We start from the raw sequence: 26,426 nt of genomic DNA, 5'->3' as shown, positions 1-26,426 counted from the left end.
TGTGGAAAGATGCAGGACAATGCCCATTTTGTAAAGGGATTATCCCTCTATTTTGTGCCAAACATGCGGTCACCCGCATCCCCTAGTCCTGGCACAATATAACCGTTTTCGTTCAAGTGACTATCAACCGCAGCTGTCACAATCGGCACGTCAGGGTGCGCCTCTTTCATCCGCGCGATCCCTTCGGGGGCCGCCAAGAGGCACAGGAACCGGATATTCTTGGCCCCTGCCTTTTTCAGCAGATCAATCGCGGCGACCGACGAATTGCCCGTCGCCAGCATCGGATCCACCGCGATCACCAGACGATCCTCAAGCTCTGTCGGGACTTTGAAATAGTATTGCACCGGCTTGAGCGTTTCCTCATCGCGGTAAAGCCCGACAAAGCCCACACGCGCCGAGGGGATCAGTTCAAGAATACCGTCCAACAGGCCGTTACCCGCCCGCAGGATCGACACCAGCGCCAGTTTCTTCCCATCTAGCACAGGCGCATCCATCGGCTGCAACGGCGTGTCGATCTGGGCCGTGGTCATCGGCAGGTTGCGCGTGACCTCATAAGCCAACAGCTGCGAGATTTCGCGCAGCAACTGCCGGAATACTGCCGTCGATGTATCGGTGCGCCGCATCAGTGTCAGCTTGTGTTGCACCAGCGGGTGCTGCACGTGGGTCAGGTGATCAGTCATGTGGCAGGCTCCAGTCTTTTGGCAAGTGTGGCGCGGGTGGTGTCATCGCAGAATGCGGCGTCCAGCGCGGTTTTCTGCACGTCGGCAAATATCGCATCGTCCCAGCCAAACACGCGGTTCAGGTTTTCATATTCCTGCGTCATGTCGGTCAGGAAAAACGGCGGATCATCGGTGGAGACCGTGACCTTCACGCCGCGCTTGCGCAGGTCGTCAATCGGGTGCGCCTCCCACGACTGGACGGCTTGCAAAAACACGTTGGACCCCGGACAGACCTCAAGCACGACATCCTTGTCGATGATCTCGTCCAGCAGCGCGTCGTCCTGAATGGCGTGAATGCCGTGGCCGATGCGCGTGCAATGCAGATCGCGGATCGTCTCGCGGACCATCTCGGGCCCGCCCCATTCGCCCGCGTGACTTGTCAGATGCAGCCCCGCTTCACGCGCCATATCAAAGCTGTAGGCGTAGTCGCCGGGCCGGTTCATCATCTCTGCCCCGCCCATACCAAACCCCACGATGAAATCGCCAGCGGTTTCGGCCGCACAGCGGGCCGCGGTTTTCGCCTGCTCGGGGCCGAAATGCCGGATGCAGGTCACGATACCCTTGTGCGTGACGCCCATCGTGCGCTCCGCCTCATCGCTGGCATCCTTGATCGCAGCCAGATAATCGCGCCACGCGGATAGGTCACCGCCACCGCAAAAATCGGGCGAGATAAACGACTCTGCGTAGATCACACCATGTTTTGCGCATTCCTCAAGCACCGCCAGCGTGAGGCGGCGGAAATCATCGGGCGATTGCAGCGTCGTGCAGGCCGCCTCATAGACCTTCAGGAATTCGTCGAAATCCGCGTAGGTATAGTTACCATCCGCATCAAAGATGCGACTGATATCCAGACCCTTTTCGCGGGCCAGGCCACGGATAAACGCAGGCGGTGCAGCCCCTTCGATATGCAGGTGCAGTTCCAGTTTGGGGTGATCCGCGTAACTCATAAAAAGCTGTGTCCTTCGCCTTTGTATTCCACGCCCAGATAGCCTGCGACGCTGGCGGCCACATCAACAAACGCAACTTGCCCAAGGTTTTTTGCACCCGCTCCATGAACCAATACCGGCACACGTTCGCGGGTATGGTCCGTGCCTGCCCACGTCGGGTCGTTGCCGTGGTCCGCGGTCACAATCAGCAAGTCATCGGCACGCAGTTGGTCAAGCACCCTGCCCAGTTCCGCGTCAAACCATTCCAGATGCCGCGCATAGCCGCTCACGTCGCGTCGGTGGCCGTATTCGCTGTCAAATTCGACAAAGTTGGCAAAGACAAACGCGCCGTCCTTTGCTGTATCAACCAGTCTTGAGAGCGCGGTCATCAAATCCGCATCGCGCCCCTTTTGCACATCATCAATGCCGCGCATGGAAAAGATGTCGCCAATCTTGCCCACGGCATGCACGGGCCGCCCTGCGTCGTGGATGTAATCACACAGCGTCGGCGACGGCGGGGCGATGGCAAAATCGCGGCGGTAGGCGGTGCGCTGGAAGCCGCTTTCGGGATCACCCACAAAAGGTCGCGCGATGACGCGCCCGACCTTCATATCGTGCAACATCGGCGCGATATCTTCGCACAGCTGCATCAGCCTTTCGCGGCCAAACACCTCTTCATGCGCCGCGATCTGAAGGACGGAGTCCACGGATGTATAGCAAATCGGCCAACCCGTTTTCATGTGACGCGGGCCTTCGGCATCAATCACTTCGGTGCCGGACGCATGGCGATTGGCCAGCGTGCCGCCCACGCCTGCCGCCTCGCAAATGGCGACGATCACGTCGTCGGGAAAGACCGGATCGGTCTTCGGGAATGTGTGCCAGTCCCACGGCACCGGTACGCCTGCCAGTTCCCAGTGGCCTGATGGCGTGTCCTTGCCGCGCGACACTTCGGTGGCAGCCCCCCACGCACCCGTAACCTGTGCATCCAGCGTCGGCACCTGCATCCCGCTGGCCAATTCCAACGCCTGCCCCAATCCGAGGGCTGCCAGATGCGGCACGTGCAACGGCCCGCTGCGCCCCTCTTCGGCCTGACCAGCCGCACAGGCCTGCGCGATGTGGCCCAATGTATTCGATCCGGTATCAGGTAAGTCGCCGTTAAAGAACTGGTCCGCATCCGGCGCACCGCCGATGCCAACGCTATCGATCACAATCAGAAACACACGGGCCATCAGACCACCTCCTCGATCACCAGCGGGCCAATGTCCGGCTTGGGGCCGATCTTCATCGCGGTCTGCACGGCTGCGGCACAGGCTTCGGCGTCGTCTTCGGTGCGGGCATGCAGCACACACAGCGGTTGCCCGCGCACCACCTTTGCCCCCAGCCCCAACACTTCGGTCACGCCAACAGACCCGTCGATCCGATCAGTTTCAACACGGCGACCGCCGCCCAGCCCCACAACGGCAAGGCCTAGCGCCTCACCATCAATTTCCGCGATATAGCCATCCTCGGCGGCGACCACATCGCCCACCACCTTGGCCTTAGGCAAATGCGTGCGCCAGTCATCGGCCATATCGGGCGGGCCACCCAAGGCCGCGACCATCTGCGCGAATTTTTCCAATGCGGCACCGGATGCAATGGCGCTGGTCAAACGCTCTTCCGCCTCACCCTCGGCACTGCCATGCATCGCAAGCAATTTCGCGCCAAGTGCCACAACCAGATCGTGCAGGCGCGGCGCGGCGGATTTGTCGCCCGACATGACCTCCATGCACAGGGCGACCTCAACCGCATTGCCCAGTGCGGGGGCCAGTGGCGTGTTCATATCCGTGATCAGGGCGGCGGTTTTGCAGCCTGCCCCGTTGGCCGTTGTCACCAGCGACTGCGCCAACGCACGCGCATCATCTGCAGTTTTCATAAACGCGCCGGTGCCGACCTTCACGTCCATGATGAGGCCGTCCAGCCCTGCGGCTAGCTTTTTTGACAGGATCGACGCGGTGATCAGATCCACGCTATCCACCGTCGATGTCACGTCGCGCACACCGTAAAGCACGCGGTCCGCTGGTGCGATCTTGCCCGTCGCACCCACGATGGCGCAGCCGATTTTACCGACAATCTCGCGCAGCTGTCCTTCGCTTACGCTGGTGGACAGACCTGGGATCGCCTCAAGCTTATCAAGCGTGCCGCCTGTATGCCCCAGCCCGCGACCAGAGATCATCGGCACAAACACCCCGCAGGCTGCAAGCGCTGGCGCAAGGATCAGTGACACGCAATCGCCAACGCCGCCGGTTGAATGTTTATCCAGCACCGCGCCGGGCAAATCCCAGTCCAACACATCGCCGCTGTCGCGCATCCCGCGTGTCAATGCCACGCGCCCTGCATCGCCCAGCCCGTTCAGGCAGACGGCCATGGCAAAGGCGCCCGCTTGCGCGCCACTGACAGCACCGCTGGCCAGCCCTGCAGCAAACCACGTCAGTTCGTCGTCGGTCGGCACGTCCTTACGGCGCACTTTTGCGATGATGGCACGCGCATCCACCGTGGTTACACCTTACTCATGTAGTCGGCATCAAAGCTGCCGGGCAGCAGGTCAGCCACTGTTGTTTGCAACGTCACACCCGCCGTGGTGGCCATTGTCACGACCACGTCACCATCCGCAAACTCCGCGATCTTTTGGCGGCACCCGCCACAGGGGCTGACCGGCTTCGGGCTATCGGCAATCACAGCAATTTCGGCAATACGGGTGTCACCGCTGGCCACCATCGCGGCGATGGCACCGGCCTCGGCGCAGGTGCCTTCGGGATAGGCCACGTTCTCGACGTTACAGCCCACATGCACCGCCCCGCTTTGCGACCGCAACGCCGCACCGACCTTGAATTTCGAGTAGGGCGCATGCGCGTTTTCACGCACGGCGCGGGCATGGTCGATCAGGGACATGGCACAGAACCTCCGGTTGGTGGTGATAGGGTCTGTGATACCGCAATGGGATGCAAGCCCCGCCACGGGAACATTTGCAGCGACCACGCGTTAGGTCAGGGCAAGGATTGCAACAGGAGATCACCGATGAAAACGACCCAAAGCAGCTATGCCGTCGCCGATTTTGACACGCCGCCAAACTCGCCCGACGCCCCGATGACCGGCGATCAGGCCGATCTGCTCAAGGCGCTGTGCACCGAAGCAGGCGAGCCGTTTAACGAAGGGCTGACCCAGATTGAGGCGCACCGCCGGATCAAGGAACTGTCTGACCACCTGAACACGGATCAGAACCTGTAGGCTGGCCCACGTATCGCTTCAGGGCGGTTAACGCTTTGTAAATAAATGATAACCTTCCCCACGGGGAAGGCCATACCTAGTCGGTCTGCATCGTCGCAAACAGACCCGGAAGCGACACTTCAAGCAGCTCTAACCTGTCGCTTGGGTCGGCGTAGCGGATCGCCATGCCCGGCGGAATGACAAAAGCATCACCCGCCTCCAGCGCACGCGGCTCTTCACCCTCGCCCTCAAGCGTCATCGTGCCCGACATCACAAATGTGAAATGGATATCCGCGTCGTGGGTCGCCCACATCGGCGCACCTTCCCCGCGGCGAAGGACCTGCACACCTGCAACGGCCTTGGTATTCGCGGCAATCGTCGTGTCACGCGACACGAAACCCGGCAGACGTGACGCGGTCCACTCCGCCCCTTTCGCGACGTTGTGCACAAACTTCTGGCCCTGCCACTCGCGATTGCGATTGATCCGCAGGTTCGGCAGCGTCATCTCGTGGTCGATCTCGGTGACATGCTCTGCCGGAACGCCGATCTCGATCACCTCGATCCCGTCTGACGCCTCCAGCACACGGTGCCTGATCTCGGGCGGTTGAATAAAGCAATCGCCGGCCGTCAGGCGGATTGGCTCACCCTGATCCTCATAAACCACATCGACCCAGCCCTTATAGCAAAAGATCAGCTGAAACCCGACCTTGTGATAGTGCACCGTGTCAGGCACCGGTCCGCCATCGGGGATGCGAATGTGGCTTGCGATGATCGACCCGCCAAGCCGGTCGGGGATCAGATCGCGGTAGTGCATGCCTGCGCGGCCGATGACCCACGGCGCTTTGTCCTTCAGCCGCCGCACAACAAAGGCGTGCTGCGTTTCGGGCATCACCAGCTCGGGGTTAAGCGGCGCAATCTCGACAATCGTGCCACCCGGTGCTGTCAGCCCCCTTGCCCCACCCGCAAAATCCTTGTCGTCGGTCAGGATGCGAATGACACCTGCCGCCGAGATCATAGTCTGGTCCAACCGGACAGAAATACCGTGGCCGGAAAACACGGCGTTGGTCGGGTCATCGGCGGGAAAAATGGACTCCATCCGCATTCCCAGCATCTTGGCGAAAAAGCCAAGGTCGCCGCGCAGATCGGTTGTTGGCAGGCGCACTTCTGCGCGCATTTGATCTAGATCGCTCATGCCGCGCAGCCTGTCGCGGCATCTTCGGATTTGCAAGATAAACCGAAACGTGCTTATTCAAATCCTGATCTTCCCCAAGGGAAGGTAGATAGTTTAATGTTAAACTATCTTACAAAGCGGAGTGGCAAGATGGCAGACGAAAAGAACGATAACGTGCGACAGGCCGCCCTTGATTATCACCGCTTTCCCAAGCCCGGTAAGCTGGAAATCCGCGCCACCAAACCGCTTGCCAACGGTCGTGATCTGGCCCGCGCCTATTCCCCTGGCGTGGCCGAGGCTTGCATCGACATCAAGTCGAACCCCGATCTGGCCCGTGATTATACCACGCGTGGCAATCTGGTGGGCGTTGTCACCAATGGCACGGCTGTGCTGGGGCTGGGCAACATCGGCGGTCTGGCATCAAAGCCTGTCATGGAGGGCAAAGCCGTCCTGTTCAAGAAATTCGCCAATATCAACTGCTTTGACATCGAACTGGACGAGCCTGACCCCGAACGGCTGGCCGATATCGTCTGCGCGCTGGAACCCACATTCGGCGCAATCAATTTAGAAGACATTAAAGCCCCGGACTGCTTTATTGTGGAGAAAATCTGCCGCGAGCGGATGAATATCCCCGTGTTCCACGACGATCAGCACGGCACGGCGATTGTTGTGGGTGCCGCTGCCGTGAATGCCCTGCGCCTTGCGAGTAAGCGGTTTGAGGATATCAAGATCGTCAGCACTGGCGGCGGTGCGGCTGGCATTGCCTGTCTGAACATGCTGCTCAAACTGGGTGTGAAACGCGAGAATGTCTGGCTTTGCGACATTGAGGGGCTTGTCTATCAGGGCCGCGAAAAGGACATGACTCCGCAAAAGGCAGACTACGCCCAAGGCACATCGCCCGCAACGCTGGCCGATGTGATCAAGGACGCAGACATGTTCCTTGGCCTGTCCGGCCCCGGTGTTCTGAAGGCTGACATGGTGGCCGATATGGCCGCCGATCCGATCATCTTTGCGTTGGCCAATCCGAACCCCGAAATCTCGCCCGATGAGGCCCGCGCCGTGGCCCCCGGTGCCCTGATCGCAACGGGTCGCAGCGATTTCCCCAATCAAGTCAACAATGTGCTGTGCTTCCCGTTCATCTTTCGCGGTGCGCTTGATGTGGGGGCGACCGATATCAACGACGAGATGAAGATCGCCTGTGTCGAAGGCATCGCAGAGCTGGCCCGCATGACCACCAGCGCCGAGGCGGCCGCCGCCTATCGCGGTGAAACGCTGACATTTGGCCCTGATTACCTGATCCCCAAACCCTTTGATCCACGTCTGATGGGTGTTGTGGCAACCGCCGTTGCGCGGGCAGCGATGGAAACCGGCGTGGCGACCCGCCCGCTTGAGGATATCGCCGCCTATAAGGCCAATCTTGACGGGTCGGTGTTCAAATCGGCCATGATTATGCGCCCCGTATTCGAAGCCGCCCGCACCGCCGCGCGCGCCATTGTTTTTGCCGAGGGCGAGGATGAACGTGTGTTGCGTGCGGCCCAAGCGATCATGGAGGAGACCACCGACAAACCGATCTTGATCGGTCGACCAGAGGTGATTGCGGCCCGTGCTGATCGCGCTGGCCTGAAGGTGAAGCCGGGCATCGATTTCCAGATCGTGAACCCCGAAAACGATCCGCGTTACCGCGATTACTGGGGCACGTATCACGATCTGATGGCGCGCCGCGGTGTGACCCCCGATCTGGCCAAGGCGGTCATGCGCACCAACACCACCGCCATTGGCGCCGTCATGGTGCAGCGTGGCGAGGCGGACAGCCTGATTTGCGGCACGTTCGGGCAGTTCCTGTGGCACCTCAATTACGTGGGCCAAATCCTTGGCCGCGAAGACAGGCATCCGGTGGGCGCGCTGTCGATGCTGATCCTTGAGGACGGACCGCTTTTTGTGGCCGACACGCAGGTTCATGCCACACCGACGCCGGAACAGATTGCCGAGACTGTGGTAGGGGCGGCCCGCCACGTGCGCCGCTTTGGTCTGACGCCCAATATTGCACTGTGTTCGCACAGCCAGTTCGGCAACCTTGATAACGACAGTGGGCGCCGGATGCGGGCGGCGCTGGACCTGCTGGATCAAGAGACGCGCGACTTCTGTTATGAAGGCGAAATGCCGGTGGACACGGCACTTGACCCTGATCTGCGGGATCGCATCATGCCCGGCTCTAAGCTGAAAGGCAGCGCGAACGTGCTGATCTTTGCCAATACCGATGCCGCGTCCGCCGTGCGCAATATCCTGAAAATGAAGGCCGATGCGCTTGAGGTAGGCCCTATCCTGATGGGCATGGGCAATCAGGCGCATATCGTCACCCCGTCAATCACCGCGCGGGGCCTGCTGAATATGTCTGCGCTGGCAGGCACACCGGTTGATCACTATGGCTAATGTGCCGGTTTTCGTCTGCTTCAAATGGGGCAAGGGGTATCCGTGCAAATACACCAACATCCTGTTCCGCGCGCTGACAGACCTTATGGCAGGACCATTCCGACTGATTTGCCTGACGGATGACCCAGACGGTCTGGCAGAGGGCATTGAAACGCAGCCCATCCCGCCGTTCAAGATGGATCGCGGCGACTGGCACAAAGGCATGTGGCCCAAACTTGCAGCCTTCGCACCCGGCATTGTGCCGGATGGCACGGCAGTGGTCATGCTGGACGTGGATGTTGTCGTGCTGCGTGATCTGACGCCGCTGTTTGATATCATTCGAAAACAGGGCGGGCTGCATATCATGCAAGAGGTGCCGGACACCCTGCCCCGCCTGTTTCCCAAACGCTTTGGCAAACCGCTTTTGTCCAATTCGTCGATCGTGGGGTTTGTCGCGGGCGAACAGACGCATCTTTATACGGGCTTTGCGGACAAGACTTATGACGAGGTCAAATCGCTGCGCAACGATCAGAACTACATTCATCATCACGCGCACGACCGTAACCACTGGCCGCTGGGCTGGATGCTCAGTTTCAAGAAAAGCCTTGCCTATCACTTCCCTGTCGGACTGGTGCGCCCGATCCCGCGCCCTGATGGCTATGTTGTGATTTTCCACGGTGTGCCCAATCCTGAGGATATGACGAAGGGGCCGTTTACCCGCTGGGGATCGAAAGAAAAGTTCGGCTATTTTCCCGTTCGCTGGATCAAGGACTACTGGCAGAAATACAGCCGCGACACTGACCGCTAGCGCGCTGCTTTATCGATCTCAAGCGTCATTCAGGATGGAGCACTGCAGACGCTGCTTGGACAGCCACGGACCAAAGTGTCAATAATTTCACAACCCGCGCATCCGTTATCGCAACCAGACTTGCGGCCCTGTCATGGCCTGCCTAACAATCCACCCCAATAACTCGGGGAGGAGTGACCATGGGATACAAAGACATCTACGCCGCCGCACAGGCCGATCCAGAAGCGTTCTGGATGGAGCAGGCGCAAGCGATCGACTGGGCTACCCCTCCGACGAAGGCGCTGAATGATAGCAAGGCCCCGCTTTACCAGTGGTTTACAGATGCGCAGGTCAACACTTGCTATAATGCGGTGGACCGGCACGTTGAAAACGGTCGCGCCGATCAGGTGGCTATTATCTATGACAGCCCGATTACGGGCACCAAATCAAAGACGACCTATGCAGAGCTTCAGACGCAGGTCGCATCACTGGCTGGTGCCTTGCGCGACAAGGGTATCGTCAAAGGCGACCGCGTCATCATCTATATGCCCATGGTGCCAGAGGCGCTTGTCGCGATGCTGGCCTGCGCGCGCTTGGGCGCTGTGCACTCGGTTGTTTTTGGCGGGTTTGCGGCGAACGAACTGGCCGTGCGTATCGATGACGCCACTCCCAAGGCGATCATCGCTGCGTCTTGCGGTGTCGAGCCGGGGCGCGTTGTCGCCTATAAACCACTGCTAGACGGCGCGATTGACATGGCCGCGCATGACGTGGACTTCACGATCATCCTGCAACGCGAGCAGCAAACCTGCGACCTGACTGCAGGGCGTGACCACGACTGGCATGCGGTGCAAGAGGGCGTGACCCCCGCCGATTGTGTGCCTGTGGCGGGCGATCATCCGGCCTATATCCTATACACCAGCGGCACGACAGGCGCGCCCAAGGGCGTTGTGCGCCCAACGGCAGGGCATCTGGTTGCGCTGAACTGGACGATGAAAAACATCTACAATGTGGACCCCGGCGATGTGTTCTGGGCGGCATCCGACGTGGGCTGGGTCGTTGGGCATTCCTATATCTGCTACGCGCCACTGATCCACGGCAACACCACAGTCGTGTTTGAAGGCAAGCCCATCGGCACACCTGACGCGGGCACGTTCTGGCGCGTGATCGAAGAACATAACGTGCGCAGCTTTTTCACGGCCCCCACCGCGTTCCGAGCGATCAAACGCGAAGACCCCAAGGGCGAGTTGATCAAAAACTACGACATCTCTTGCCTGCGTGCGCTGTATCTGGCCGGTGAGCGGGCCGACCCAGACACAATCGAATGGGCGCAAAAGATCATGGGCGTGCCGGTCTATGATCACTGGTGGCAGACCGAAACAGGCTACACCATCGCAGGCAATCCTGCGGGGATCGAGGCGCTGCCGGTCAAGATCGGCTCGCCCACCGTGGCGATGCCGGGCTATGACGTGCAAATTTTGGACGAGTCAGGCCACGAGATGCCTGCGGGCGAATTGGGCGCGATTGCGATCAAGCTCCCACTTCCGCCGGGCACGCTGCCAACGCTTTGGAATGCTGAAGACAGGTTCGTGAAATCCTACCTCACCACATTCCCTGGATACTATGAAACGGGCGACGCTGGCATGATCGACGAGGATGGATACCTGTACATCATGGCGCGCACCGATGACGTGATCAACGTGGCCGGTCACCGCCTGTCCACGGGGGCCATGGAAGAGGTGCTGGCAGGCCATCCCGACGTAGGCGAATGTGCGGTGATTGGCGTGACGGACCAGTTGAAAGGCCAGCTTCCCATGGGGTTTGTGTGCCTGAACAAAGGGTGTGACACACCGCAAGAACAGATCGTAAAGGATTGTATCAAGCGGGTGCGTGACACCATCGGGCCTGTGGCTGCGTTCAAGCTGGTGGCCGTGGTGGACCGTCTGCCCAAGACCCGATCCGGCAAAATCCTACGCGCGACCATGGTGAAAATTGCGGATAACGCAGAGTTCAAGATGCCAGCAACAATTGACGATCCGGCCATCTTGGACGAAATCCGCGCGGCGCTTAAACCGATGGGTTATGCGGGCTAGCGCCAGATTTCTCGAAATCTGATTGTTCCCGGATTTACCAGAAAATCCGGGGATACATCAGGCGAATTGTTCGCGGATCAGCCGTTCTTCCAGACCGTGACCGGGGTCAAACAGGATACGGTGCGCCACACTTGGCTCTGACCGGATTTCGACCCACGCCACATCGCGCACAGAACTGCCATCCGCATCCGCCATCACGGGCCGTTTTTCGGGGTTGATCACGTCAAAACGGACGACGGCCTGCTTGGGCAACAATGCCCCCCGCCATCTGCGCGGCCGAAACGCCGACATCGCGGTCAAAGCCAACACATCCGACCCGATAGGCAGGATCGGCCCGTGCGCGGAATAGTTATAGGCCGTCGACCCCGCAGGCGTGGCCACCAGCGCCCCGTCGCACACCAATTCGTCCATGCGCACGCGCCCGTCCACCGAAATTTGCAACTTGGCCGCTTGCGGGCCTGCGCGCAGCAACGACACCTCGTTAATCGCCAGCGCGTGATGCGTCGTTCCATCAACACAAGTGGCGGTCATGGTCAGGGGGTTGATCACCTCTTCGACGGTGGCATCAAGACGGGCGCGCAGATCCTCGTCCTGATATTCGTTCATCAAAAAGCCGACAGTGCCACGGTTCATCCCGTAAACCGGCACATCCAGCGCCTGCGTTTCGTGCAGCGTTTGCAGCATAAAACCGTCACCACCCAAGGCCACGATAAAGTCCGCCTCGGCCGCAGCCACATTGCCATACCGCTGCGACAAATCCGCCAAGGCCGTCTGCGCGATCGGCACGGGGCTGGCGCGAAAGGCGATTTTGCGGTCCGGCATCTGGGCAATTTTCCTTTTGTTTCATCAATCTGTCCACGGAACGCCCAAGAAAGGCAAGACCGCTATCGGAAACCGATTAGCCGCACGCATGATGATCTTGGTCGTTTTGATGCTTTTGACGCGGCGCAACCTGCGCTATGCCGCTTCCAGCATATTCAACTGGACCTGACAAAAGGGACACCGCCCCATGACTGCAAATGTCCGCGACGCCGGCTTTTTCACTGAAACGCTTTCTACACGCGACCCTGAAATTCACGCCGCCATACAGGCCGAGCTTGGCCGCCAGCGCAAAGAGATCGAACTGATCGCATCCGAAAACATCGTGTCCGCTGCCGTCATGGAAGCGCAGGGCAGCGTGATGACCAACAAATACGCCGAAGGATATCCCGGACGGCGCTACTACGGCGGTTGCCAGCACGTTGACGTGGCCGAAAACCTCGCCATTGAACGGGCCAAGCAGTTGTTCGGTTGCGGCTTTGCCAATGTGCAGCCCAACTCCGGCTCTCAGGCCAACCAAGGTGTGTTTCAGGCGCTGATCAAACCCGGTGATACCATTCTGGGCATGTCGCTGGACGCAGGCGGGCACCTGACCCACGGGGCCAAGCCGAACCAGTCGGGCAAGATTTACAACGCCGTGCAATACGGTGTGCGCAAGCAGGACAGCCTGCTGGATTACGATCAGGTGCAAGAGCTTGCGACCGAGCATAACCCCAAGCTGATCATCGCCGGCGGCTCTGCCATTCCACGGATCATTGATTTCGCCCGCATGCGCGAGATTGCCGATAGCGTGGGCGCGTATCTGTTGGTGGACATGGCGCACTTCGCTGGTCTGATCGCGGCTGGCATCTACCCGTCGCCGTTCCCGCATGCCCACGCGGCCACCACCACGACGCACAAAACCCTGCGCGGCCCGCGCGGTGGTATGATCCTCACTGATGACGAGGCTTTGGCGAAGAAGTTCAACTCTGCCATCTTCCCCGGCATTCAGGGTGGTCCTCTGATGCACGTCATCGCCGGTAAGGCCGTGGCCTTTGGTGAGGCGCAGCGCCCCGAGTTCAAAACCTATCAGGAACAGGTCGTCAAAAACGCGCAGGCGCTGGCAGATCAACTGATGAAGAACGGTCTGGATATCGTCTCTGGCGGCACCGATACGCACGTGATGCTGGTGGACCTGCGCCCCAAAGGCGTGAAGGGCAACGCCACCGAAAAGGCGCTGGAGCGGGCGCACATGACCTGCAACAAAAACGGTATTCCGTTCGACCCTGAAAAGCCGATGGTCACATCCGGTATCCGCCTTGGCACGCCCGCTGGCACCACACGCGGCTTTGGCGAGGCGGAATTCCGTCAGGTCGCTGACTGGATCGTGGAAGTCGTCGATGGTCTGGCCGCAAATGGTGAGGACGGAAACGCCGAGATTGAGGCAAAAGTTCGCGCCGAGGTCGAAGCCCTTTGCGATAAATTCCCTTTGTACCCAAACCTCTAGTTAAGCTGCACACTTCCTGCACAAAGCCGCCGCGCCCCGCTGCACGGCAGCTTTGTTATGTCTGCGCCATGATATATTCAGACGCCCTTGCACTTTCGATCGGGAACACGATCCGCACCCGCCTGCCCGGCCCCTTGGCCACGCTCACGATCTTCACGTTGAAGCAGGCGTGGGCCTGCTTGTTCGGTGCCAGCCTCTTGGCGGCGATGATCGTGACACGCATGATCTGGCAGGATGATTGGAGCCTTGCGCGATATGATGCGCTGCTGATTTTCGCACTTGTTCTACAGGCCAGCTTTGTCTGGTTGCGTCTGGAAACCTGGACCGAAGTGCGGGTCATCGCGCTGTTTCACATCACGGGCACGGCGATGGAAATCTTCAAGGTGCACGCTGGATCATGGGCTTACCCCGAACCGGGTTTTTTCAAAATTTACGATGTGCCGCTGTTTTCGGGCTTCATGTATGCTGCCGTGGGCAGCTTCATGGCGCGGGTGATCCGCCTTTTCGACATGTCGTTCACACCGTTTCCGCCACGCGCGCTCCATTTCGCGTTCGCCGCGCTGATATACCTCAACTTTTTTATGCATCACTTCGTTGTCGACATGCGCTACGCTCTCTTTGCCGGAACAATCCTGCTCTATGGCCGCACGCGCATCTGGTTTTGCATTTCACATCGCTGGTACTGGATGCCCCTGCCCGTCGCGGCTTTTCTGTCGAGCTTCTTTCTGTGGTTGGCCGAAAATATCGGGACCATGACAGGCACGTGGCTCTATGCAGGGCAAAATCCGTTTGATGCCGTCAGTTTTGCAAAAATGGGGTCGTGGTATTTGTTGCTGTACGTGGCCTTTGCGACCGTCAGCCTTGTGGTGCGGCTTGGCGATGCGCCACGCACCAAAGGCACGACATACCGCGTTTAGGCCCGTTGCGATCAAACAATCCCGCGCTGCACCAGAACGTAGACCACAACGATGAACGTAAAGATCAGCACCGCCGAGATTGAGCCCAGAATTCCAAGCACGCGGCCCTTGATCCGGTCGGCAGGATCAACCGTCTGAAGATGCGCCACGATGTTGGCGTGGGCCTTATCCGCCTGACGCTGGTCAATCATACGCACCAGCTTTGGGTTCTGCATCAATGTCTCAGCCTGTGCCAGATACGCGCCATCGCGCCGCACACCACGTGGCAACGCACGTCCGGCTTTGCGCAGTTGCGCGCCAAAGGTCGGACCGCGCACGCGCAGTTTCTCCGCCATGAGCGCCTGCAAATCGTTCAGCTGTGTTTCAAGATTTTCGGCCGTCATTCCTTTCGTGTAATGGTGGTGGTGCGGCACCTCAAGCGGTAGGATGGCGCAAATTCGTCAACAAAGGGTTTCGCGATGTTACATAAGGTTGAATACGACGGGCCTGCGGGGCGTAAACTGCTGATCGCGCACGGGCTTTTCGGCTCTGCGCGCAACTGGAATGTCATCGCGAAACGCCTGTCAGACAGCCGCCCTGTTGTCACCGTCGACATGCGCAACCACGGCGCCAGCCCACATTTTGACAGCCATTCCTATAACGATCTGGCCGCTGATCTGGCGGGGGTAATTGACGGACAATACGATGTGCTGGGCCATTCGATGGGTGGCAAGGCGGCAATGGTTCTGGCCACGGAACACCCTGAAAAGGTTGGCAAATTGATCGTCGCGGATATCGCACCGATTGGCTACAAACACTCGCAAATGGGGCCGATTGAGGCGATGCGCGGGGTGGACCTGAGCCGCGTTGAAACCCGCGCGGACGCGCTTGCTCAACTGGACGGTCTCGACCCCGGCGTGCCGGAGTTTCTGGTGCAATCGCTTGATATGAAAGCGAAAGCTTGGAAATTCAATCTCGACACCCTCGCCGCTGATATGGACAAGATCATCGGATTTCCCGCTTTGGATCAGACGTTTAGCGGCGATACGCTGTTCCTGTCGGGGGCCAATTCCGACTACGTGAAACCCATCTACCGCGACAAAATCCGCGGCCTCTTTCCCAACGCCAAATTCGCCAAAATCCCCGGCGCGGGCCACTGGCTGCACGCGGAAAAACCGCGCAAATTCGAGGCGGCTGTGAGGGCGTTTCTGGCGATGTGATTTGCGTGCACCGGACGTGCACCGCGCGTGCACCGCTCTAACACCCCACGCAAATTTAACCGCTCCCCCCGATCCTGCGCCGACACCCCAGCAGGAGCCGCCCATGCCCCCCAAACAGACCGCCACCTACAAAGCGCAATACGCCGAGCTTGCGCAGAAAACGAACGAAACACTGCTGACATTCCGCTACGCGCAGATGCGGTCGACCTATTTGCCGGAGGAGTGGAAGGACATCGCCCTCACCCCCGTCCCCGCCAAAACGCGGGTGACGCTGCGGCTGGACGCGGACGTGGCGCGGTTCTTTCGCAAGCTGGGAAAGGGGTATCAGGAGACGCTGAACGACGTGCTGCGGTCCTTCATGCTGGCGCGGCTGACCGAGGCGTTCGGCGAGGTGGAGGAGCCGTTTATGATGCTAGAGGCAGATGAGGGTCAGGCGCTGGACATCGAGGCAGAGAAGAAGCTGCGGCGGCATCTGGAGGAGATGGTGAAACGGCGGCTGGGGTGGATTGGGATGTGAGGGGGGGATTGAACATTGCCGCGCCCAGACCGAGGGGCAGGAAGCGAAGCGCCCGCCCCGTGGGGGCGGTTCGGGCGCTGCCAAATCTGAGATTTGGCAATTAATTCAGGCCGGAGATACTACCCAAAATACGTAAGTGCAGCAAATATCATTGAAGCGAGAGCGATCAACAAACTCAAGGGTGCAACCCACTTACTGAAGAACGCATTAAGCACTATCTTCCAAGCCGTTTGTTCAGCAAGTTTGGTAATTCCAGCCACATCGAGAAACGTCGTTGCGAATTCGTTTTCAGATTTTCCTAACAAAAACCGATGATATTCCTCTTTGGTATTCTCTAGCGGCAATAGCTCTGAGACCTCGCCGTGCTCAAAAAAAAGGACACGAAACAAGCGGTCGTTTAAAGACAGCTTCCTCGGCCGCCGAGAAAAGTTCACTAGAAAAGCGCTCAAGTGCCCGTCATATCCGGGATCAATTACGCCAACGTTTAGACATAGAAGCCCTTCGTGCGTCAAACTCGTTACAAGAGTAGCAAGTCCTGTAACAGACGACGGCAAAGCAACCCGCTCCAAAGTTCTAACCGCTACCATCGCTCCCGGTTCTACCCAATAATCATTCTGACTTGGACTCGCACCCTTACTGCGGTTTTGTCCCATCGGATAAAACTGGCCAATTGTAAGATCGCAAGTTGAATTTTTAAGGTTATGCGGCTCACACGGCTGCACTAATTTTCGTTCCAGAATTTCCTGGCCAATAATCAATTTTGAGATCCTTAATTGAACTGCGAGTTCACAATTTACTATAATAATCAAATCAAACGTCGATATTCTACCCATTATCGGGTCTTCGTTCGATAAGTTACTACTTAGTCGATCTGGCCGGAAAATTTGATCGCCAAGGGAGACTGAAAAAAGCGCAACCGGTGTGCCGCTCTCGGCATCTTTTCTTGCAGAAAAGAGCCTGCCGCGCACTGTCACTTAAAATGGATCAAGAATCCATTTTAAGTGCTGAAATAAACGCTTCCTGCGGGATATCCACTTTCCCGAACTGGCGCATCTTTTTCTTACCCGCTTTCTGCTTGTCCAACAGCTTGCGTTTGCGCGTCGCGTCGCCGCCGTAGCATTTGGCGGTCACGTCTTTGCGCAGGGCAGAGAGGGTTTCGCGGGCGATGACTTTGCCGCCGATGGCCGCCTGGATCGGGATTTTGAACATGTGGCGGGGAATCAGGTCTTTGAGCTTTTCCACCATCGCGCGGCCACGCTGTTCGGCGCGGTCGCGGTGCACCATCATGGACAGCGCATCGACGGGTTCGTCGTTGACCAGAACGGACATTTTCACAAGGGAATCAGTCTGGTAGCCGGTCAGGACATAATCGAACGACGCGTAACCTTTTGTTACCGATTTCAGGCGATCATAGAAGTCGAACACCACTTCGTTGAGGGGCAGATCATAGACAACCATCGCGCGTGATCCGGCATAGGTCAGGTCCAGCTGCACACCGCGGCGGTCTTGGCACAGCTTGAGCACGTCGCCCAGAAATTCGTCCGGCACAAGGATCGTCGCCTTGATGCGCGGCTCTTCCACGTGGTCGACGTGCGTGAGATCAGGCATGTCGGCGGGATTATGCAGGTCGATCTTCTCCTGCTCCTCGCCCTCTTTGGTGCGCATGTAGACGTGATAGATGACCGAGGGCGCGGTGGTGATGAGTTCGATGTCATACTCGCGCTCGATCCGGTCGCGGATGACTTCGAGGTGGAGAAGGCCAAGGAAACCACAGCGGAAGCCAAAGCCCAGCGCGGCAGAGGTTTCCATTTCGAAAGAGAAGGAAGCGTCGTTCAATGCGAGTTTATCAATCGCATCGCGCAGGTCCTCGAACTGGGAGGAGTCCACAGGGAAGAGACCACAGAACACCACGGGCTGCGCGGGTTTGAAGCCCGGCAGAGCGGTCTCGGTGCCCTTTTTTTCCGACGTGATCGTGTCACCTACGCGGGTGTCGCGGACCTGCTTGATGGAGGCGGTGATAAAGCCGATCTCGCCGGGGCCGAGCACGTCGACGTTCTGCATCTCGGGACGGAAGACGCCGATGCGGTCGATCTGGTGGAGCGTGCCGTTGGACATGAATTTGACGCGGTCGTTCTTGCGCATCTGCCCATCGATGACGCGGACCAGAACAATCACGCCGAGGTAGCTGTCGTACCAGCTGTCCACCAGCATCGCCTTGAGGGGCGCATCGATGTCGCCCTTAGGCGCGGGGAGCTTGTGCACAATCGCCTCAAGCGTCGGGATGATCCCCTCGCCGGTTTTGGCGCTGACGCGGATCGCCTCGGAGGCATCAAGGCCGATCACGTCCTCAATCTGGGTCGCGACCTGATCACACTCGGACGCGGGCAGGTCGATCTTATTCAGAACCGGCACAATCTCGTGGTCGGCATCCAGCGCGTGATAGACGTTGGCCAGCGTCTGCGCCTCGACACCTTGGGTGCTGTCGACGACCAGCAGCGAGCCTTCGACGGCGCGCATGGAGCGGGACACTTCATAGGCGAAGTCAACGTGGCCGGGCGTGTCGATCAGGTTGAGGGTATACATTTCACCGTTCAGCGCCTTGTATTCGATGCGCACGGTGTTGGCCTTGATCGTGATACCGCGCTCGCGCTCAATATCCATACTGTCGAGCATCTGCGCCTTCATATCGCGCAGGGCAACGGTGTTCGTCTCTTGAATGAGACGATCGGCAAGGGTGGATTTGCCATGGTCGATGTGTGCGACGATCGAGAAATTGCGGATATGAGCGAGGTCGGTCATGGGTCAGGCGGCCTGTTTGAATGGGTGGTTTTCAATGGCCTGACGTGCGGGATTTTGCAAGGGGGATCGGTGTCGCAGGATGCTGAAGCACCAATGATTTCAGACCACCACTTTATTCAGCAGGTCGCGGGTCATCGAGGATGTATTGGTTCAGGTCGATGTCATGATATGCGAACGCCAGGCTCATGATTGCGGCGTTGCTTTGCGTGTCGCATGCCGGATTGACCGAAGCCGCGCTGAGCAAAGACGAAAGCCGCTGAGTTGGCTCTGTGATATAGCCGCACGTGCCATGTTCATCGTCACCGCCGTTGTCGCAGATATACTCGGCCAGACGATGAAGCCGAATGATGCGGCACTGTGCGGCTGCATGAGCGTCCTGCGCAACTTCGTTAGAAATTCCATCAATCTCAAGTAAGGCGTCGACTGTGCCGACCTGGAAGAGCTTTCGCTCGAGTGCGTGCATGACGCTGTGCGCGCTGTGATAATCCATCACAATGGCGTTTTCGAGAAACGGGTCCGGCAGCGCCATATCATCGGCGTCCGGTGCGGCGCCGGGGCGCGGAAAATACCCAGCCATTTGCGTCCATGCATCGGTATCGTACGGCTGTATCATAAGCTGTCGCGCAAGCAGGTCACGTTGGTATTCGGCCTGCGGAACAATCGTGTGCCCGTCGCCTTGGTAGCCTGCATAGCTTTGCAAAAGCGAGATTGCGGTCGGATTGTAAGGGTCGCGTTCCAAAGTCGCATAGGCGGCATCGACCATAGAAAAGGTGGCGTCATCATGGGCGTCTTTCGCCCTTTCATCGCCGCGCGAGAATGTCCTGCTGAATTGCTTGTGCAACCACAAGTCAAGTGACGAAGGGTTTCGGAGCGTGCGAATATACGCCATCTGCGCGGCCTTTGCAGAAGCAAAATCGTACACGTTACCGCGCTGGTGATATTCCAGATGGCGGGCCATTGCGGCTGCCAGCGGAAATTCAGGATTGCGGCCGATGTCGACCCTTCGCACAACGCTTTGCATGGCATCGTAGTCAAGATTGTTGCTCAGCAATATTTCGGCAAAGCAAATGTCTGCGGTGTAGGTGTCATATTCGGTAATCTGGTCGGCGTAGTTATCGCACATGTCTTTCAAGACCTGCACACCTGGCCCGCCCCACATCCGCGATGCGTTACCGGCGGCGATCATGATGGTGTGCCGGTTTGGCTATGAAGAAAGTGTCTTTTCTGCAATCGCCTGCACGTCGTCTTTGGATAAGATGCCCAAGGTCCGGTTCAGCGTTATCATCCCGTCGGCCGCAGGCAGAAAGTCGGGCGCAATGGCGTAGGCCTCTTGCATGTGGGCATAGCCTTCATGGTGAAAATCCTGCATGACCGCCATTGCCTCGGGATGGACCTCGTGCGCCATGCCATCGCCGCGCACCACCCATCCGATATGCTGCATTTGGAAACCAACGGCGGTGAGCGCGTATGGCGACTGCGGATATTCTGCGAGCCAGTTTTGTGCAGTCTGCAGCACAACAGGATGCGTCACCATGAGTTCAGTCATCAACTTTCTGACGGACTGGGGCTGTGCCTCACCGCTAACGATTTCGGCGTGCGCGGTTGCAAATGCCTGCTCCAGTCCCGCAAGATCACCATCAAATGCCATCTGCCAGACATCAGGGGCCGGTGTTTGCGCGATTACGCTTGATCCCAGAAAGGTGAGTGCGGTGCAAAAGCGCTTGAGCATTGTCGATCCCCATCAGATTTGAAGCCTGCATGAAGAACAACTTTGGCGAGAGTTAGACCTGATTGAGAACCGCGCCCGGGTTCATGACGCCTTGCGGGTCGAGCGCATCTTTCACGCTGCGCATCATCGCCAGTTTCGCGGGGTCGCCGTATTTCAGAAGATCATTAACTTTTAACCGTCCTACGCCATGCTCTGCGCTGACGGATCCGCCCATGGATGCGGTCAGGTCGTGGACGCAGGTTTTTACCGCCGCGCGATCGTTTTCGTGGTCGGAGCGGGTGCGGCCCGGCTGGGGGAAGACGTTATAATGCAGATTGCCGTCGCCAAGGTGGCCGAAGCAATTGATGCGGTAATCGCCGATTTCCGCCAAGGCAGGTGCGGCCTTGGTGATGAAGTCTGGCACGGCAGAGAGAGGGAGAGAAATGTCATGAGATGAGACAGAACCGATACGGCGGTTCGCCTCGGGGATGCTTTCACGGACGTTCCAAAAGGCGGCGCGTTGGGCCTCAGATTGGGCGATGACGCCATCTGTGACGAGTTCCGCTTCTGTTGCAGCCTCGAACAGCGCCATGAGTGCTTCATCAGGGGCGATACCGCGCGGGAGGCCCACATCGATCAGGACCATCCAGTCGGGGGTGTCTTTGAACGGTGGTTTGATGTCGGGGCCAACGTCGGCAAGGAAATCAAGGCCTTGGCGATGGATCAATTCAAAAGCCGAGAGGCCGTCTCCGATGTAGTCGCCTGCAAGCGCCAGCAGATCAAGAGCGGCTTGTGGCGATGGGACGGCCATGAAGGCGGCACCGATCCCAGCAGGTTGCGGGACCAGTTTCAAAGCGGCAGCGGTGATGATCCCGAGCGTGCCTTCAGAGCCGATCATCAGGTTGCGCAGGTCGTAACCGGTGTTGTCTTTGCGAAGACGGGTCAGGCCATGCCAGATGGTGCCATCGGGGCGGACAACTTCAAGGCCAAGGCACAGGGCGCGGGCGTTGCCGTAGCGCAGGACGTTGACGCCGCCTGCGTTAGTTGCAAGCAGGCCGCCGATGCGTGCGGAGCCTTCGGATGCGAGGGACAGCGGAAACAGGCGACCGGCATCCGTAGCAGCGGTTTGCACGTCGGCAAGGATACAGCCTGCGTCGACGATCATCACGTTTTCGGACGGGAAAACGTCGCGGATCTGGGTCATGCGTTCGAGTGAAAGGACCACAGGCGCGGGACCGTCGGGCATGAGTTGGCCGCCGACAAGGCCAGTGCCGCCACTGTAGGGCACAATGCCGATGCGGTCGCGGTGACAGGCGGCGACGATCTGCGCGACTTCTTCGGTTGAGGACGGGGCGAGGACAACGCCCTGCCCTTTCCAGCGGCCACGCGGTTCTGTCAGATAGCTGTCGGATGCCTCTTTTATAGCCGCGGGCGGCAGGTTCAGGCTGTCGATGAAGGCGGGCGTGGCTGGGTTTAACATGACCCGTTATGTGCAGCGTGTGCGCGCGGGATCAAGTGCGCGCTTTCTCGAATGCGGTCCATGCGGCCTCGAATTTATCGAAATCGAAACCTTCCTCGCGCGCGGGGCCGAGGACGAGGTGTTCGGTGTCCTGCATTTTCTTGATCGCGGCGGCGAGGTGATTAACCACCTCTGGCGGGATCACAACAGCGCCGTGGCGGTCGGCATGGATCAGATCGCCGTTGTTGACGGTCATGCCGAAGATGGTGACGGGTGTGCCGATTTCCTGCACATGGACAAAGCCGTGGGACGGGCCGATGGAGCCTGCGATGACCGGATAGCCGTCACACATATCGCCAAGGTCGCGCATGACGCCATTGGTGAGCGTGCCGGACAGGCCGAAGCCCTTGTGGATTGTCGTATTCACCTCGCCCCAATAAGCGCCGATGCAGTCGGGGTAATCGGTGTCTTCGACAACTGCGACGCCGGGATGCGGGGCCTCGGCCATAGCGCGGTAGTAGGCCATGCGGCGGGTGCGGATCACGTCAGCGTCTTCGGACGGCGGGTTGAGGGCAGCGATTTTGGCGGTGACGGCGTAGCCCACGACGGCGGGATCTTCGGGGGCCGAACAGAGCATCGTGCCGCGCGTGAAAGCATTGAAGCCGCGTTTGCCCTGCGCCACTTCAATGGCGTTACAGACCGTGGGCGTGTCAACAGAGCGGAGCAATTTGAGCAGGTCGTCGTTCATCTAAGCCTCCAGCCAGCGGGCAAGGGTCGCTGTGGTTTCTTCGGGTTGTTCAAGTGTGGGCAAATGACCTGCGTTTTCAACGATATGCAGGGTCGCATGCGGCATGAGAGATGCCATCAATTCGTGCCTGTGGACGGGGCAAAGCGCGTCGTCGCGACCGCACAGGATGAGAGCTGGTAGCGTTGCGTTGCGCAGCGTGTCTTGCTGGTCGGGGCGTGTTTGCAGCGCACGGGAATGGGCCACAAATGCGTCCGCGCCAAGGGTTGCGGCCATGTCCATGCACAGATCGAGGATCGCGGCGCGGCGGGGGCCGTCGGTCAGGTAATTGGGCTTCATCTCGTCGCGCATCACCGATGAAAGATGCCCGTCCTGCACTTTGGCAATCTGGGGTTCGCGCATGGCCTGAACGGCCTCGTGTTCTGCCTTGGGGTTCGTGTCCAGCAGCGCAATTCGGTCCACGCGATCGGGGGCGAGGCGCAACATTTCCATCGCGACGATCCCGCCCATCGACAGGCCTGCAAGGGCGAACCGTTTAGGGCTGTTGTCCAGCACGTCCTGCGCCATTGCAGTGACGGTATCGCCCCGCATGACGGGCACTGTGACGTTCCGTGTGCCTTCGAATGCGGCGACCTGCGGCGCGAAAAGGCGCGCGTCGCACATCATGCCGGGCAGAAGGACAAGTGGTGTCATGCGACCAGCGCGGCCCCGTCTGCCATCGCGCGCAGCTTGGCGTAGGCGATATCGGGATCAACCGAACCGAAGCCCGCGAAGGTGCCAAAGCCACAATCTGAGCCAGCAATCACACGGTCATGGCCCACGATTTGTGCGAAACGGTCAAGCCGTTGTGCCACCAGTTCTGGGTGTTCCACAAAATTCGTTGTCGTATCGACCACGCCGGGCACAAGGATTTTGTTGTCGGGAATGTCTGCCTTGCGGTCGCGGAAGGTCGTCCATTCGTGGCCGTGGCGCGGGTTGGATGTCTCGAACAGGACGTAGTCCGCATGGGCAGACATCAGCGTGTCGAACATCGTGGACATGGGGATGTCGCAGACGTGCGGGCCTTCGTAGTTGCCCCAGCAGATGTGGATGCGCACCTTATCGGACGGGATGTCAGACAGTGCGTGGTTCAGAGCCTCAACATGGCTGGCGGCGATTTTCAGGAATTCATCGTCGGACATATCGTTGAAAAGCATATGCTTGGACAGTGCCAGATCGGGGCAGTCCAGTTGTAAATCAAGGCCGGAGGCGACAATGGTCTCATATTCCGCCTTCATCGCATCGGCCAGTGCTGCAAGATAGGCCTCGCGGGTTTTGTAGTGGTTGTTTTGCAGGAAGAGCGAGATCACACCCGGCGAGGCGGCGTTCATAAAGCCGCGCTCAATGCCGTGGTGGCTCATCGCGGTTTTGAGGTTGGAAATATCTTTTTCCAGCTCGCCCTGCCCCTTGGATTTCACCTCACCCACACACATCGGACGCGCATATTGCGGGGTGCCGCCGTCATCGGCCAGACGTTGCAGGAACCCGGGGAACAGTTTCAGATCGCCGGGCGCGTTGCGCGGGCTGTCGCCGTCAAAACCGGTGTAACGGTCTTTGACATAGGTGGCGTAGCTGATCTTGGATGTTTCACCATCGCTGACGATATCAACCCCCGCAGCGACCTGTTTGGCGACCGTTTCCTGCACGGCGTTGGTCATGGCGGCGTCAAAGGCGGTCTGGTCATAATCCGTGCCATGTTCGCGGGCAAAGATGAAATCCACCACCTCTTGCGTGCGCGGCAAGGATCCGACGTGGGTTGTCTTGATTTTGCTCATGGTCGGGGTCCCGTATGCTTGCGCGCCATCACGACGCTGTGATCGTTTGTCTCGGGGTCTTCTGCCATAAAGCCTGTGAGGATCAAACCCGCGTCTTCAAATGCAGTGGCATATTCGGCAGGTGACAATGAGGCGTGATAGACGGCTTCCCCTGCCACTGTGCCTGTAACCTCGCCGTGGCTGTGACCAACTGTCAGCATCAGCATGCCGCCGTCGTTCAAATGCGCGGCAAGGCGCGGGATGCAGGCCTTTTGCTGCGCGGCAGTCAGATGGAAAAACCCGTTCCAACTGATGATCGCATCAAAGGACTCACCCAGATCAAGTGCGGCCATATCCGCCAAGCGCCAGTCGCCGTCGGGCCAGCGGGTCCGGCAGATATCCAGCATGGCGGGGGCAAAATCAACGCCTGTGACGTCAAAACCCTCGGCCATCAACCAGCGGGCAATCGGCTCCCCGCCGCCACATCCCAGATCAAGCACGCGGCCCTGTGGCGGGATGCGGGCGGTGAAGCGCGCCAGCCAGCGCGCCTCAAACAGGGTGCGTGAGCGGGACTTGTCGAAGGCCAGCGCGTTGCGGTCATAAACCGCGCGCGTGTCTTCGGGTGACGCGTCTAGCCCAGCCACGTGTGCCCCGCCGGATCGCCAGTCGCGACCACGTGAAACAGCGATGCCTCGCCCGTCATGGACGGCACGGCGGAATGCGCGACGTTTTCAGGCACCGACATTGTGTCGCCGGGCGCAAGCGTGGCGCTGCCGCCGTCCCAATCCACACGCCAGTGGCCGCGCATCGGCATTAGGACAGACGGGAAAGGGTGGCTGTGCTTTTCTTCCGTGGCAGACCCGCGGGTGATGAAATCAATCTCGAACCCCGGTTTGTCGCGCAAAAGACCCTTTTCGCCTATGACGTTTACAGGTTTTTTGTCGGCCAGCGCCATCATATCCCAATAGCGGGCGACGTGGTTTGGCAGCACATCGGCGGTGGTGGGTTCAGGCCGTTTGGCCAATTCGGCATCGGTCATCAGCGGCATGGGGCTGACGCCATCGGGCAGCGCCTGACCTTTCTTGGTGTCATAAAGCTTGCCATTGTCGCCAAGGATCAGGCCGTGGTCGGCGGCATCCTCAATCACCTGCGGGGCCCACATCACGCCGCCGCCAGCGTCATCACCGCCCAACACGGCCATGATCATCCCGTAGTCGGTGCCGATGTTCTCAAAGCCGCGGAAAATGCCGGTGGGGATGTTGAAGATATCGCCCTCTTCCAGCACGACCTCGCCTGCGGTGCCGTAGCGGCCCCAGAAGAAGCGCCACTTGCCTTTGAGGACAAAAAACACCTCTGCCGTGTGGTGATCGTGAAGCGAATTGCGCACGCGGGGCGGCTGACCGGCAGCGCCGATATTGAACCCGTGCGGGATGCCGATGTGGACATGCTGGTCGGGGCTTTCCGACACGCCGCCACCGATGATGGTGAAGTTTTCCTTTTGATCGCTGCCCGGTGTGTGGGCGTCGATAAAGGCGGTTTTGCAGGGTTGCAGGTCTCCGTAGCGGACGATCCGGCTTTCCATTTCTGCGGGGGTCATTCACATCTCCAGTCCGGGCGCGCGGCCCATGCTTCATTTGGC

Annotated in this window: 26 protein-coding genes; 8 read left to right on the top strand and 18 right to left on the bottom strand. The window is 59.2% G+C overall.

Annotated elements, in window-relative coordinates:
• Nucleotides 1-47: 47 nt before the first annotated feature.
• From upp to V8J84_RS04975, 5 genes are read right to left on the bottom strand one after another with little or no spacing between them, the layout of a single operon-like run.
• Nucleotides 48-680 carry a uracil phosphoribosyltransferase gene (gene upp, locus V8J84_RS04995; protein ID WP_339928605.1) on the bottom strand — a complete coding sequence of 211 codons (633 nt, stop codon included), beginning with the start codon at nucleotides 678-680 and terminating at the stop codon, nucleotides 48-50.
• On the bottom strand, nucleotides 677-1,666 hold the full coding sequence (locus V8J84_RS04990; RefSeq protein ID WP_339928603.1) for an adenosine deaminase: 990 nt from the start codon (nucleotides 1,664-1,666) through the stop codon (nucleotides 677-679). The genes upp and V8J84_RS04990 overlap by 4 nt, the downstream gene beginning before the upstream one ends.
• A complete protein-coding gene (locus V8J84_RS04985; protein ID WP_339928601.1) occupies nucleotides 1,663-2,874 on the bottom strand; it encodes a phosphopentomutase in 1,212 nt (403 codons plus the stop codon). Before V8J84_RS04985 ends, V8J84_RS04990 begins: the two co-directional genes overlap by 4 nt.
• Nucleotides 2,874-4,175, bottom strand: coding sequence for a thymidine phosphorylase (locus tag V8J84_RS04980; RefSeq protein WP_339928599.1), 1,302 nt, complete (start codon nucleotides 4,173-4,175; stop codon nucleotides 2,874-2,876). Before V8J84_RS04980 ends, V8J84_RS04985 begins: the two co-directional genes overlap by 1 nt.
• Before the next feature lie 5 nt (nucleotides 4,176-4,180).
• Complete coding sequence (locus V8J84_RS04975) at nucleotides 4,181-4,573, bottom strand: cytidine deaminase (RefSeq protein ID WP_339928597.1); 393 nt, start codon at nucleotides 4,571-4,573, stop codon at nucleotides 4,181-4,183.
• Between the two features lie 126 nt (nucleotides 4,574-4,699).
• On the opposite strand from V8J84_RS04975, the gene V8J84_RS04970 reads away from it, so the two are divergent.
• On the top strand, nucleotides 4,700-4,909 hold the full coding sequence (locus tag V8J84_RS04970) for a DUF3072 domain-containing protein (protein ID WP_339928595.1): 210 nt from the start codon (nucleotides 4,700-4,702) through the stop codon (nucleotides 4,907-4,909).
• A 76-nt stretch (nucleotides 4,910-4,985) separates the two neighbouring features.
• Here the strand turns inward: V8J84_RS04970 and V8J84_RS04965 are convergent, their stop codons facing one another.
• Entirely contained in the window at nucleotides 4,986-6,080 is a 1,095-nt protein-coding gene (locus tag V8J84_RS04965; protein ID WP_339928593.1) for a cupin domain-containing protein, read from the bottom strand.
• A 129-nt stretch (nucleotides 6,081-6,209) separates the two neighbouring features.
• Between V8J84_RS04965 and V8J84_RS04960 the strand changes: the two genes are divergently transcribed.
• The 3 genes from V8J84_RS04960 (at nucleotide 6,210) to V8J84_RS04950 (ending at nucleotide 11,345) form a co-directional block, all read left to right on the top strand.
• Nucleotides 6,210-8,489 (top strand): NADP-dependent malic enzyme, encoded by a 2,280-nt coding sequence (locus V8J84_RS04960; protein ID WP_339928591.1) that lies wholly within the window; start codon nucleotides 6,210-6,212, stop codon nucleotides 8,487-8,489.
• Nucleotides 8,482-9,276 carry a hypothetical protein gene (locus V8J84_RS04955; RefSeq protein WP_339928589.1) on the top strand — a complete coding sequence of 265 codons (795 nt, stop codon included), beginning with the start codon at nucleotides 8,482-8,484 and terminating at the stop codon, nucleotides 9,274-9,276. Before V8J84_RS04960 ends, V8J84_RS04955 begins: the two co-directional genes overlap by 8 nt.
• A 179-nt stretch (nucleotides 9,277-9,455) precedes the next feature.
• Nucleotides 9,456-11,345 carry a propionyl-CoA synthetase gene (locus V8J84_RS04950; RefSeq protein ID WP_339928587.1) on the top strand — a complete coding sequence of 630 codons (1,890 nt, stop codon included), beginning with the start codon at nucleotides 9,456-9,458 and terminating at the stop codon, nucleotides 11,343-11,345.
• Between the two features lie 57 nt (nucleotides 11,346-11,402).
• Here V8J84_RS04950 and V8J84_RS04945 read toward each other — a convergent pair whose 3' ends face one another.
• A complete protein-coding gene (locus V8J84_RS04945; RefSeq protein WP_339928585.1) occupies nucleotides 11,403-12,167 on the bottom strand; it encodes an NAD kinase in 765 nt (254 codons plus the stop codon).
• A 187-nt stretch (nucleotides 12,168-12,354) separates the two neighbouring features.
• Here V8J84_RS04945 and glyA point away from each other — a divergent pair, with 187 nt between their 5' ends.
• Both glyA and V8J84_RS04935 read left to right on the top strand, forming a co-directional pair.
• Entirely contained in the window at nucleotides 12,355-13,650 is a 1,296-nt protein-coding gene (glyA, locus tag V8J84_RS04940; protein WP_339928583.1) for a serine hydroxymethyltransferase, read from the top strand.
• A gap of 68 nt (nucleotides 13,651-13,718) precedes the next feature.
• The gene (locus V8J84_RS04935) at nucleotides 13,719-14,567 is read left to right on the top strand and encodes a DUF817 domain-containing protein (protein WP_339928581.1); all 849 of its coding nucleotides are present in this window, start codon (nucleotides 13,719-13,721) and stop codon (nucleotides 14,565-14,567) included.
• A gap of 11 nt (nucleotides 14,568-14,578) precedes the next feature.
• Here V8J84_RS04935 and V8J84_RS04930 read toward each other — a convergent pair whose 3' ends face one another.
• Nucleotides 14,579-14,950, bottom strand: a complete 372-nt coding sequence (locus V8J84_RS04930; protein ID WP_339928579.1) for a hypothetical protein — start codon at nucleotides 14,948-14,950, stop codon at nucleotides 14,579-14,581.
• A gap of 75 nt (nucleotides 14,951-15,025) precedes the next feature.
• On the opposite strand from V8J84_RS04930, the gene V8J84_RS04925 reads away from it, so the two are divergent.
• Nucleotides 15,026-15,766, top strand: coding sequence for an alpha/beta fold hydrolase (locus V8J84_RS04925; protein WP_339928577.1), 741 nt, complete (start codon nucleotides 15,026-15,028; stop codon nucleotides 15,764-15,766).
• Between the two features lie 103 nt (nucleotides 15,767-15,869).
• Nucleotides 15,870-16,283 carry a BrnA antitoxin family protein gene (locus V8J84_RS04920; RefSeq protein WP_339928575.1) on the top strand — a complete coding sequence of 138 codons (414 nt, stop codon included), beginning with the start codon at nucleotides 15,870-15,872 and terminating at the stop codon, nucleotides 16,281-16,283.
• A gap of 119 nt (nucleotides 16,284-16,402) precedes the next feature.
• On the opposite strand, the gene V8J84_RS04915 is transcribed toward V8J84_RS04920, so the two are convergent.
• The 10 genes from V8J84_RS04915 to V8J84_RS04870 all read right to left on the bottom strand — a co-directional run bounded on the left by V8J84_RS04915 (nucleotide 16,403) and on the right by V8J84_RS04870 (nucleotide 26,384).
• On the bottom strand, nucleotides 16,403-17,257 hold the full coding sequence (locus V8J84_RS04915; protein ID WP_339928573.1) for a dCTP deaminase domain-containing protein: 855 nt from the start codon (nucleotides 17,255-17,257) through the stop codon (nucleotides 16,403-16,405).
• Between the two features lie 10 nt (nucleotides 17,258-17,267).
• Complete coding sequence (gene lepA, locus V8J84_RS04910) at nucleotides 17,268-19,082, bottom strand: translation elongation factor 4 (RefSeq protein ID WP_339928571.1); 1,815 nt, start codon at nucleotides 19,080-19,082, stop codon at nucleotides 17,268-17,270.
• 112 nt (nucleotides 19,083-19,194) lie between these two features.
• Nucleotides 19,195-20,268, bottom strand: a complete 1,074-nt coding sequence (locus V8J84_RS04905; RefSeq protein ID WP_339928569.1) for a hypothetical protein — start codon at nucleotides 20,266-20,268, stop codon at nucleotides 19,195-19,197.
• Nucleotides 20,269-20,286: 18 nt separating this feature from the next.
• On the bottom strand, nucleotides 20,287-20,811 hold the full coding sequence (locus tag V8J84_RS04900) for a DUF4034 domain-containing protein (protein ID WP_339928567.1): 525 nt from the start codon (nucleotides 20,809-20,811) through the stop codon (nucleotides 20,287-20,289).
• Between the two features lie 52 nt (nucleotides 20,812-20,863).
• Nucleotides 20,864-22,270 (bottom strand): FAD-binding oxidoreductase, encoded by a 1,407-nt coding sequence (locus tag V8J84_RS04895; RefSeq protein ID WP_339928565.1) that lies wholly within the window; start codon nucleotides 22,268-22,270, stop codon nucleotides 20,864-20,866.
• Nucleotides 22,271-22,301: 31 nt separating this feature from the next.
• Nucleotides 22,302-22,997, bottom strand: a complete 696-nt coding sequence (locus V8J84_RS04890; protein WP_339928563.1) for an RraA family protein — start codon at nucleotides 22,995-22,997, stop codon at nucleotides 22,302-22,304.
• Nucleotides 22,998-23,687 carry an alpha/beta fold hydrolase gene (locus tag V8J84_RS04885; protein ID WP_339928561.1) on the bottom strand — a complete coding sequence of 230 codons (690 nt, stop codon included), beginning with the start codon at nucleotides 23,685-23,687 and terminating at the stop codon, nucleotides 22,998-23,000.
• On the bottom strand, nucleotides 23,684-24,808 hold the full coding sequence (locus V8J84_RS04880) for a cobalamin-independent methionine synthase II family protein (protein ID WP_339928559.1): 1,125 nt from the start codon (nucleotides 24,806-24,808) through the stop codon (nucleotides 23,684-23,686). The genes V8J84_RS04885 and V8J84_RS04880 overlap by 4 nt, the downstream gene beginning before the upstream one ends.
• Nucleotides 24,805-25,431: a class I SAM-dependent DNA methyltransferase gene (locus V8J84_RS04875; protein WP_339928557.1), complete on the bottom strand. Its 627-nt coding sequence runs from the start codon at nucleotides 25,429-25,431 to the stop codon at nucleotides 24,805-24,807. Before V8J84_RS04875 ends, V8J84_RS04880 begins: the two co-directional genes overlap by 4 nt.
• Entirely contained in the window at nucleotides 25,419-26,384 is a 966-nt protein-coding gene (locus tag V8J84_RS04870) for a cupin domain-containing protein (protein WP_339928555.1), read from the bottom strand. Before V8J84_RS04870 ends, V8J84_RS04875 begins: the two co-directional genes overlap by 13 nt.
• Nucleotides 26,385-26,426: the final 42 nt, after the last annotated feature.

Source organism: Yoonia sp. 208BN28-4 (assembly GCF_037543925.1).
Classification (GTDB): domain Bacteria; phylum Pseudomonadota; class Alphaproteobacteria; order Rhodobacterales; family Rhodobacteraceae; genus Yoonia.
The sequence above is the reverse complement of the archived record's forward strand: the minus strand, read 5'-3'. Positions and strand labels throughout refer to the sequence as shown.

Bases quoted from the DNA above. Each gene is read 5' to 3' on its own strand.
- V8J84_RS04955 (WP_339928589.1), top strand. From the start codon at position 8,482: ATGGCTAATGTGCCGGTTTTCGTCTGCTTCAAATGGGGCAAGGGGTAT.
- V8J84_RS04905 (WP_339928569.1), bottom strand. From the start codon at position 20,268: ATGATCGCCGCCGGTAACGCATCGCGGATGTGGGGCGGGCCAGGTGTG.
- V8J84_RS04870 (WP_339928555.1), bottom strand. From the start codon at position 26,384: ATGACCCCCGCAGAAATGGAAAGCCGGATCGTCCGCTACGGAGACCTG.
- upp (WP_339928605.1), bottom strand. From the start codon at position 680: ATGACTGATCACCTGACCCACGTGCAGCACCCGCTGGTGCAACACAAG.
- V8J84_RS04935 (WP_339928581.1), top strand. From the start codon at position 13,719: ATGATATATTCAGACGCCCTTGCACTTTCGATCGGGAACACGATCCGC.
- V8J84_RS04925 (WP_339928577.1), top strand. From the start codon at position 15,026: ATGTTACATAAGGTTGAATACGACGGGCCTGCGGGGCGTAAACTGCTG.
- V8J84_RS04920 (WP_339928575.1), top strand. From the start codon at position 15,870: ATGCCCCCCAAACAGACCGCCACCTACAAAGCGCAATACGCCGAGCTT.
- V8J84_RS04890 (WP_339928563.1), bottom strand. From the start codon at position 22,997: ATGAACGACGACCTGCTCAAATTGCTCCGCTCTGTTGACACGCCCACG.
- V8J84_RS04900 (WP_339928567.1), bottom strand. From the start codon at position 20,811: ATGCTCAAGCGCTTTTGCACCGCACTCACCTTTCTGGGATCAAGCGTA.
- V8J84_RS04960 (WP_339928591.1), top strand. From the start codon at position 6,210: ATGGCAGACGAAAAGAACGATAACGTGCGACAGGCCGCCCTTGATTAT.
- V8J84_RS04975 (WP_339928597.1), bottom strand. From the start codon at position 4,573: ATGTCCCTGATCGACCATGCCCGCGCCGTGCGTGAAAACGCGCATGCG.
- V8J84_RS04895 (WP_339928565.1), bottom strand. From the start codon at position 22,270: ATGTTAAACCCAGCCACGCCCGCCTTCATCGACAGCCTGAACCTGCCG.
- V8J84_RS04880 (WP_339928559.1), bottom strand. From the start codon at position 24,808: ATGAGCAAAATCAAGACAACCCACGTCGGATCCTTGCCGCGCACGCAA.
- V8J84_RS04950 (WP_339928587.1), top strand. From the start codon at position 9,456: ATGGGATACAAAGACATCTACGCCGCCGCACAGGCCGATCCAGAAGCG.
- glyA (WP_339928583.1), top strand. From the start codon at position 12,355: ATGACTGCAAATGTCCGCGACGCCGGCTTTTTCACTGAAACGCTTTCT.
- V8J84_RS04945 (WP_339928585.1), bottom strand. From the start codon at position 12,167: ATGCCGGACCGCAAAATCGCCTTTCGCGCCAGCCCCGTGCCGATCGCG.
- V8J84_RS04985 (WP_339928601.1), bottom strand. From the start codon at position 2,874: ATGGCCCGTGTGTTTCTGATTGTGATCGATAGCGTTGGCATCGGCGGT.
- V8J84_RS04990 (WP_339928603.1), bottom strand. From the start codon at position 1,666: ATGAGTTACGCGGATCACCCCAAACTGGAACTGCACCTGCATATCGAA.
- V8J84_RS04885 (WP_339928561.1), bottom strand. From the start codon at position 23,687: ATGACACCACTTGTCCTTCTGCCCGGCATGATGTGCGACGCGCGCCTT.
- V8J84_RS04970 (WP_339928595.1), top strand. From the start codon at position 4,700: ATGAAAACGACCCAAAGCAGCTATGCCGTCGCCGATTTTGACACGCCG.
- V8J84_RS04965 (WP_339928593.1), bottom strand. From the start codon at position 6,080: ATGAGCGATCTAGATCAAATGCGCGCAGAAGTGCGCCTGCCAACAACC.
- lepA (WP_339928571.1), bottom strand. From the start codon at position 19,082: ATGACCGACCTCGCTCATATCCGCAATTTCTCGATCGTCGCACACATC.
- V8J84_RS04930 (WP_339928579.1), bottom strand. From the start codon at position 14,950: ATGACGGCCGAAAATCTTGAAACACAGCTGAACGATTTGCAGGCGCTC.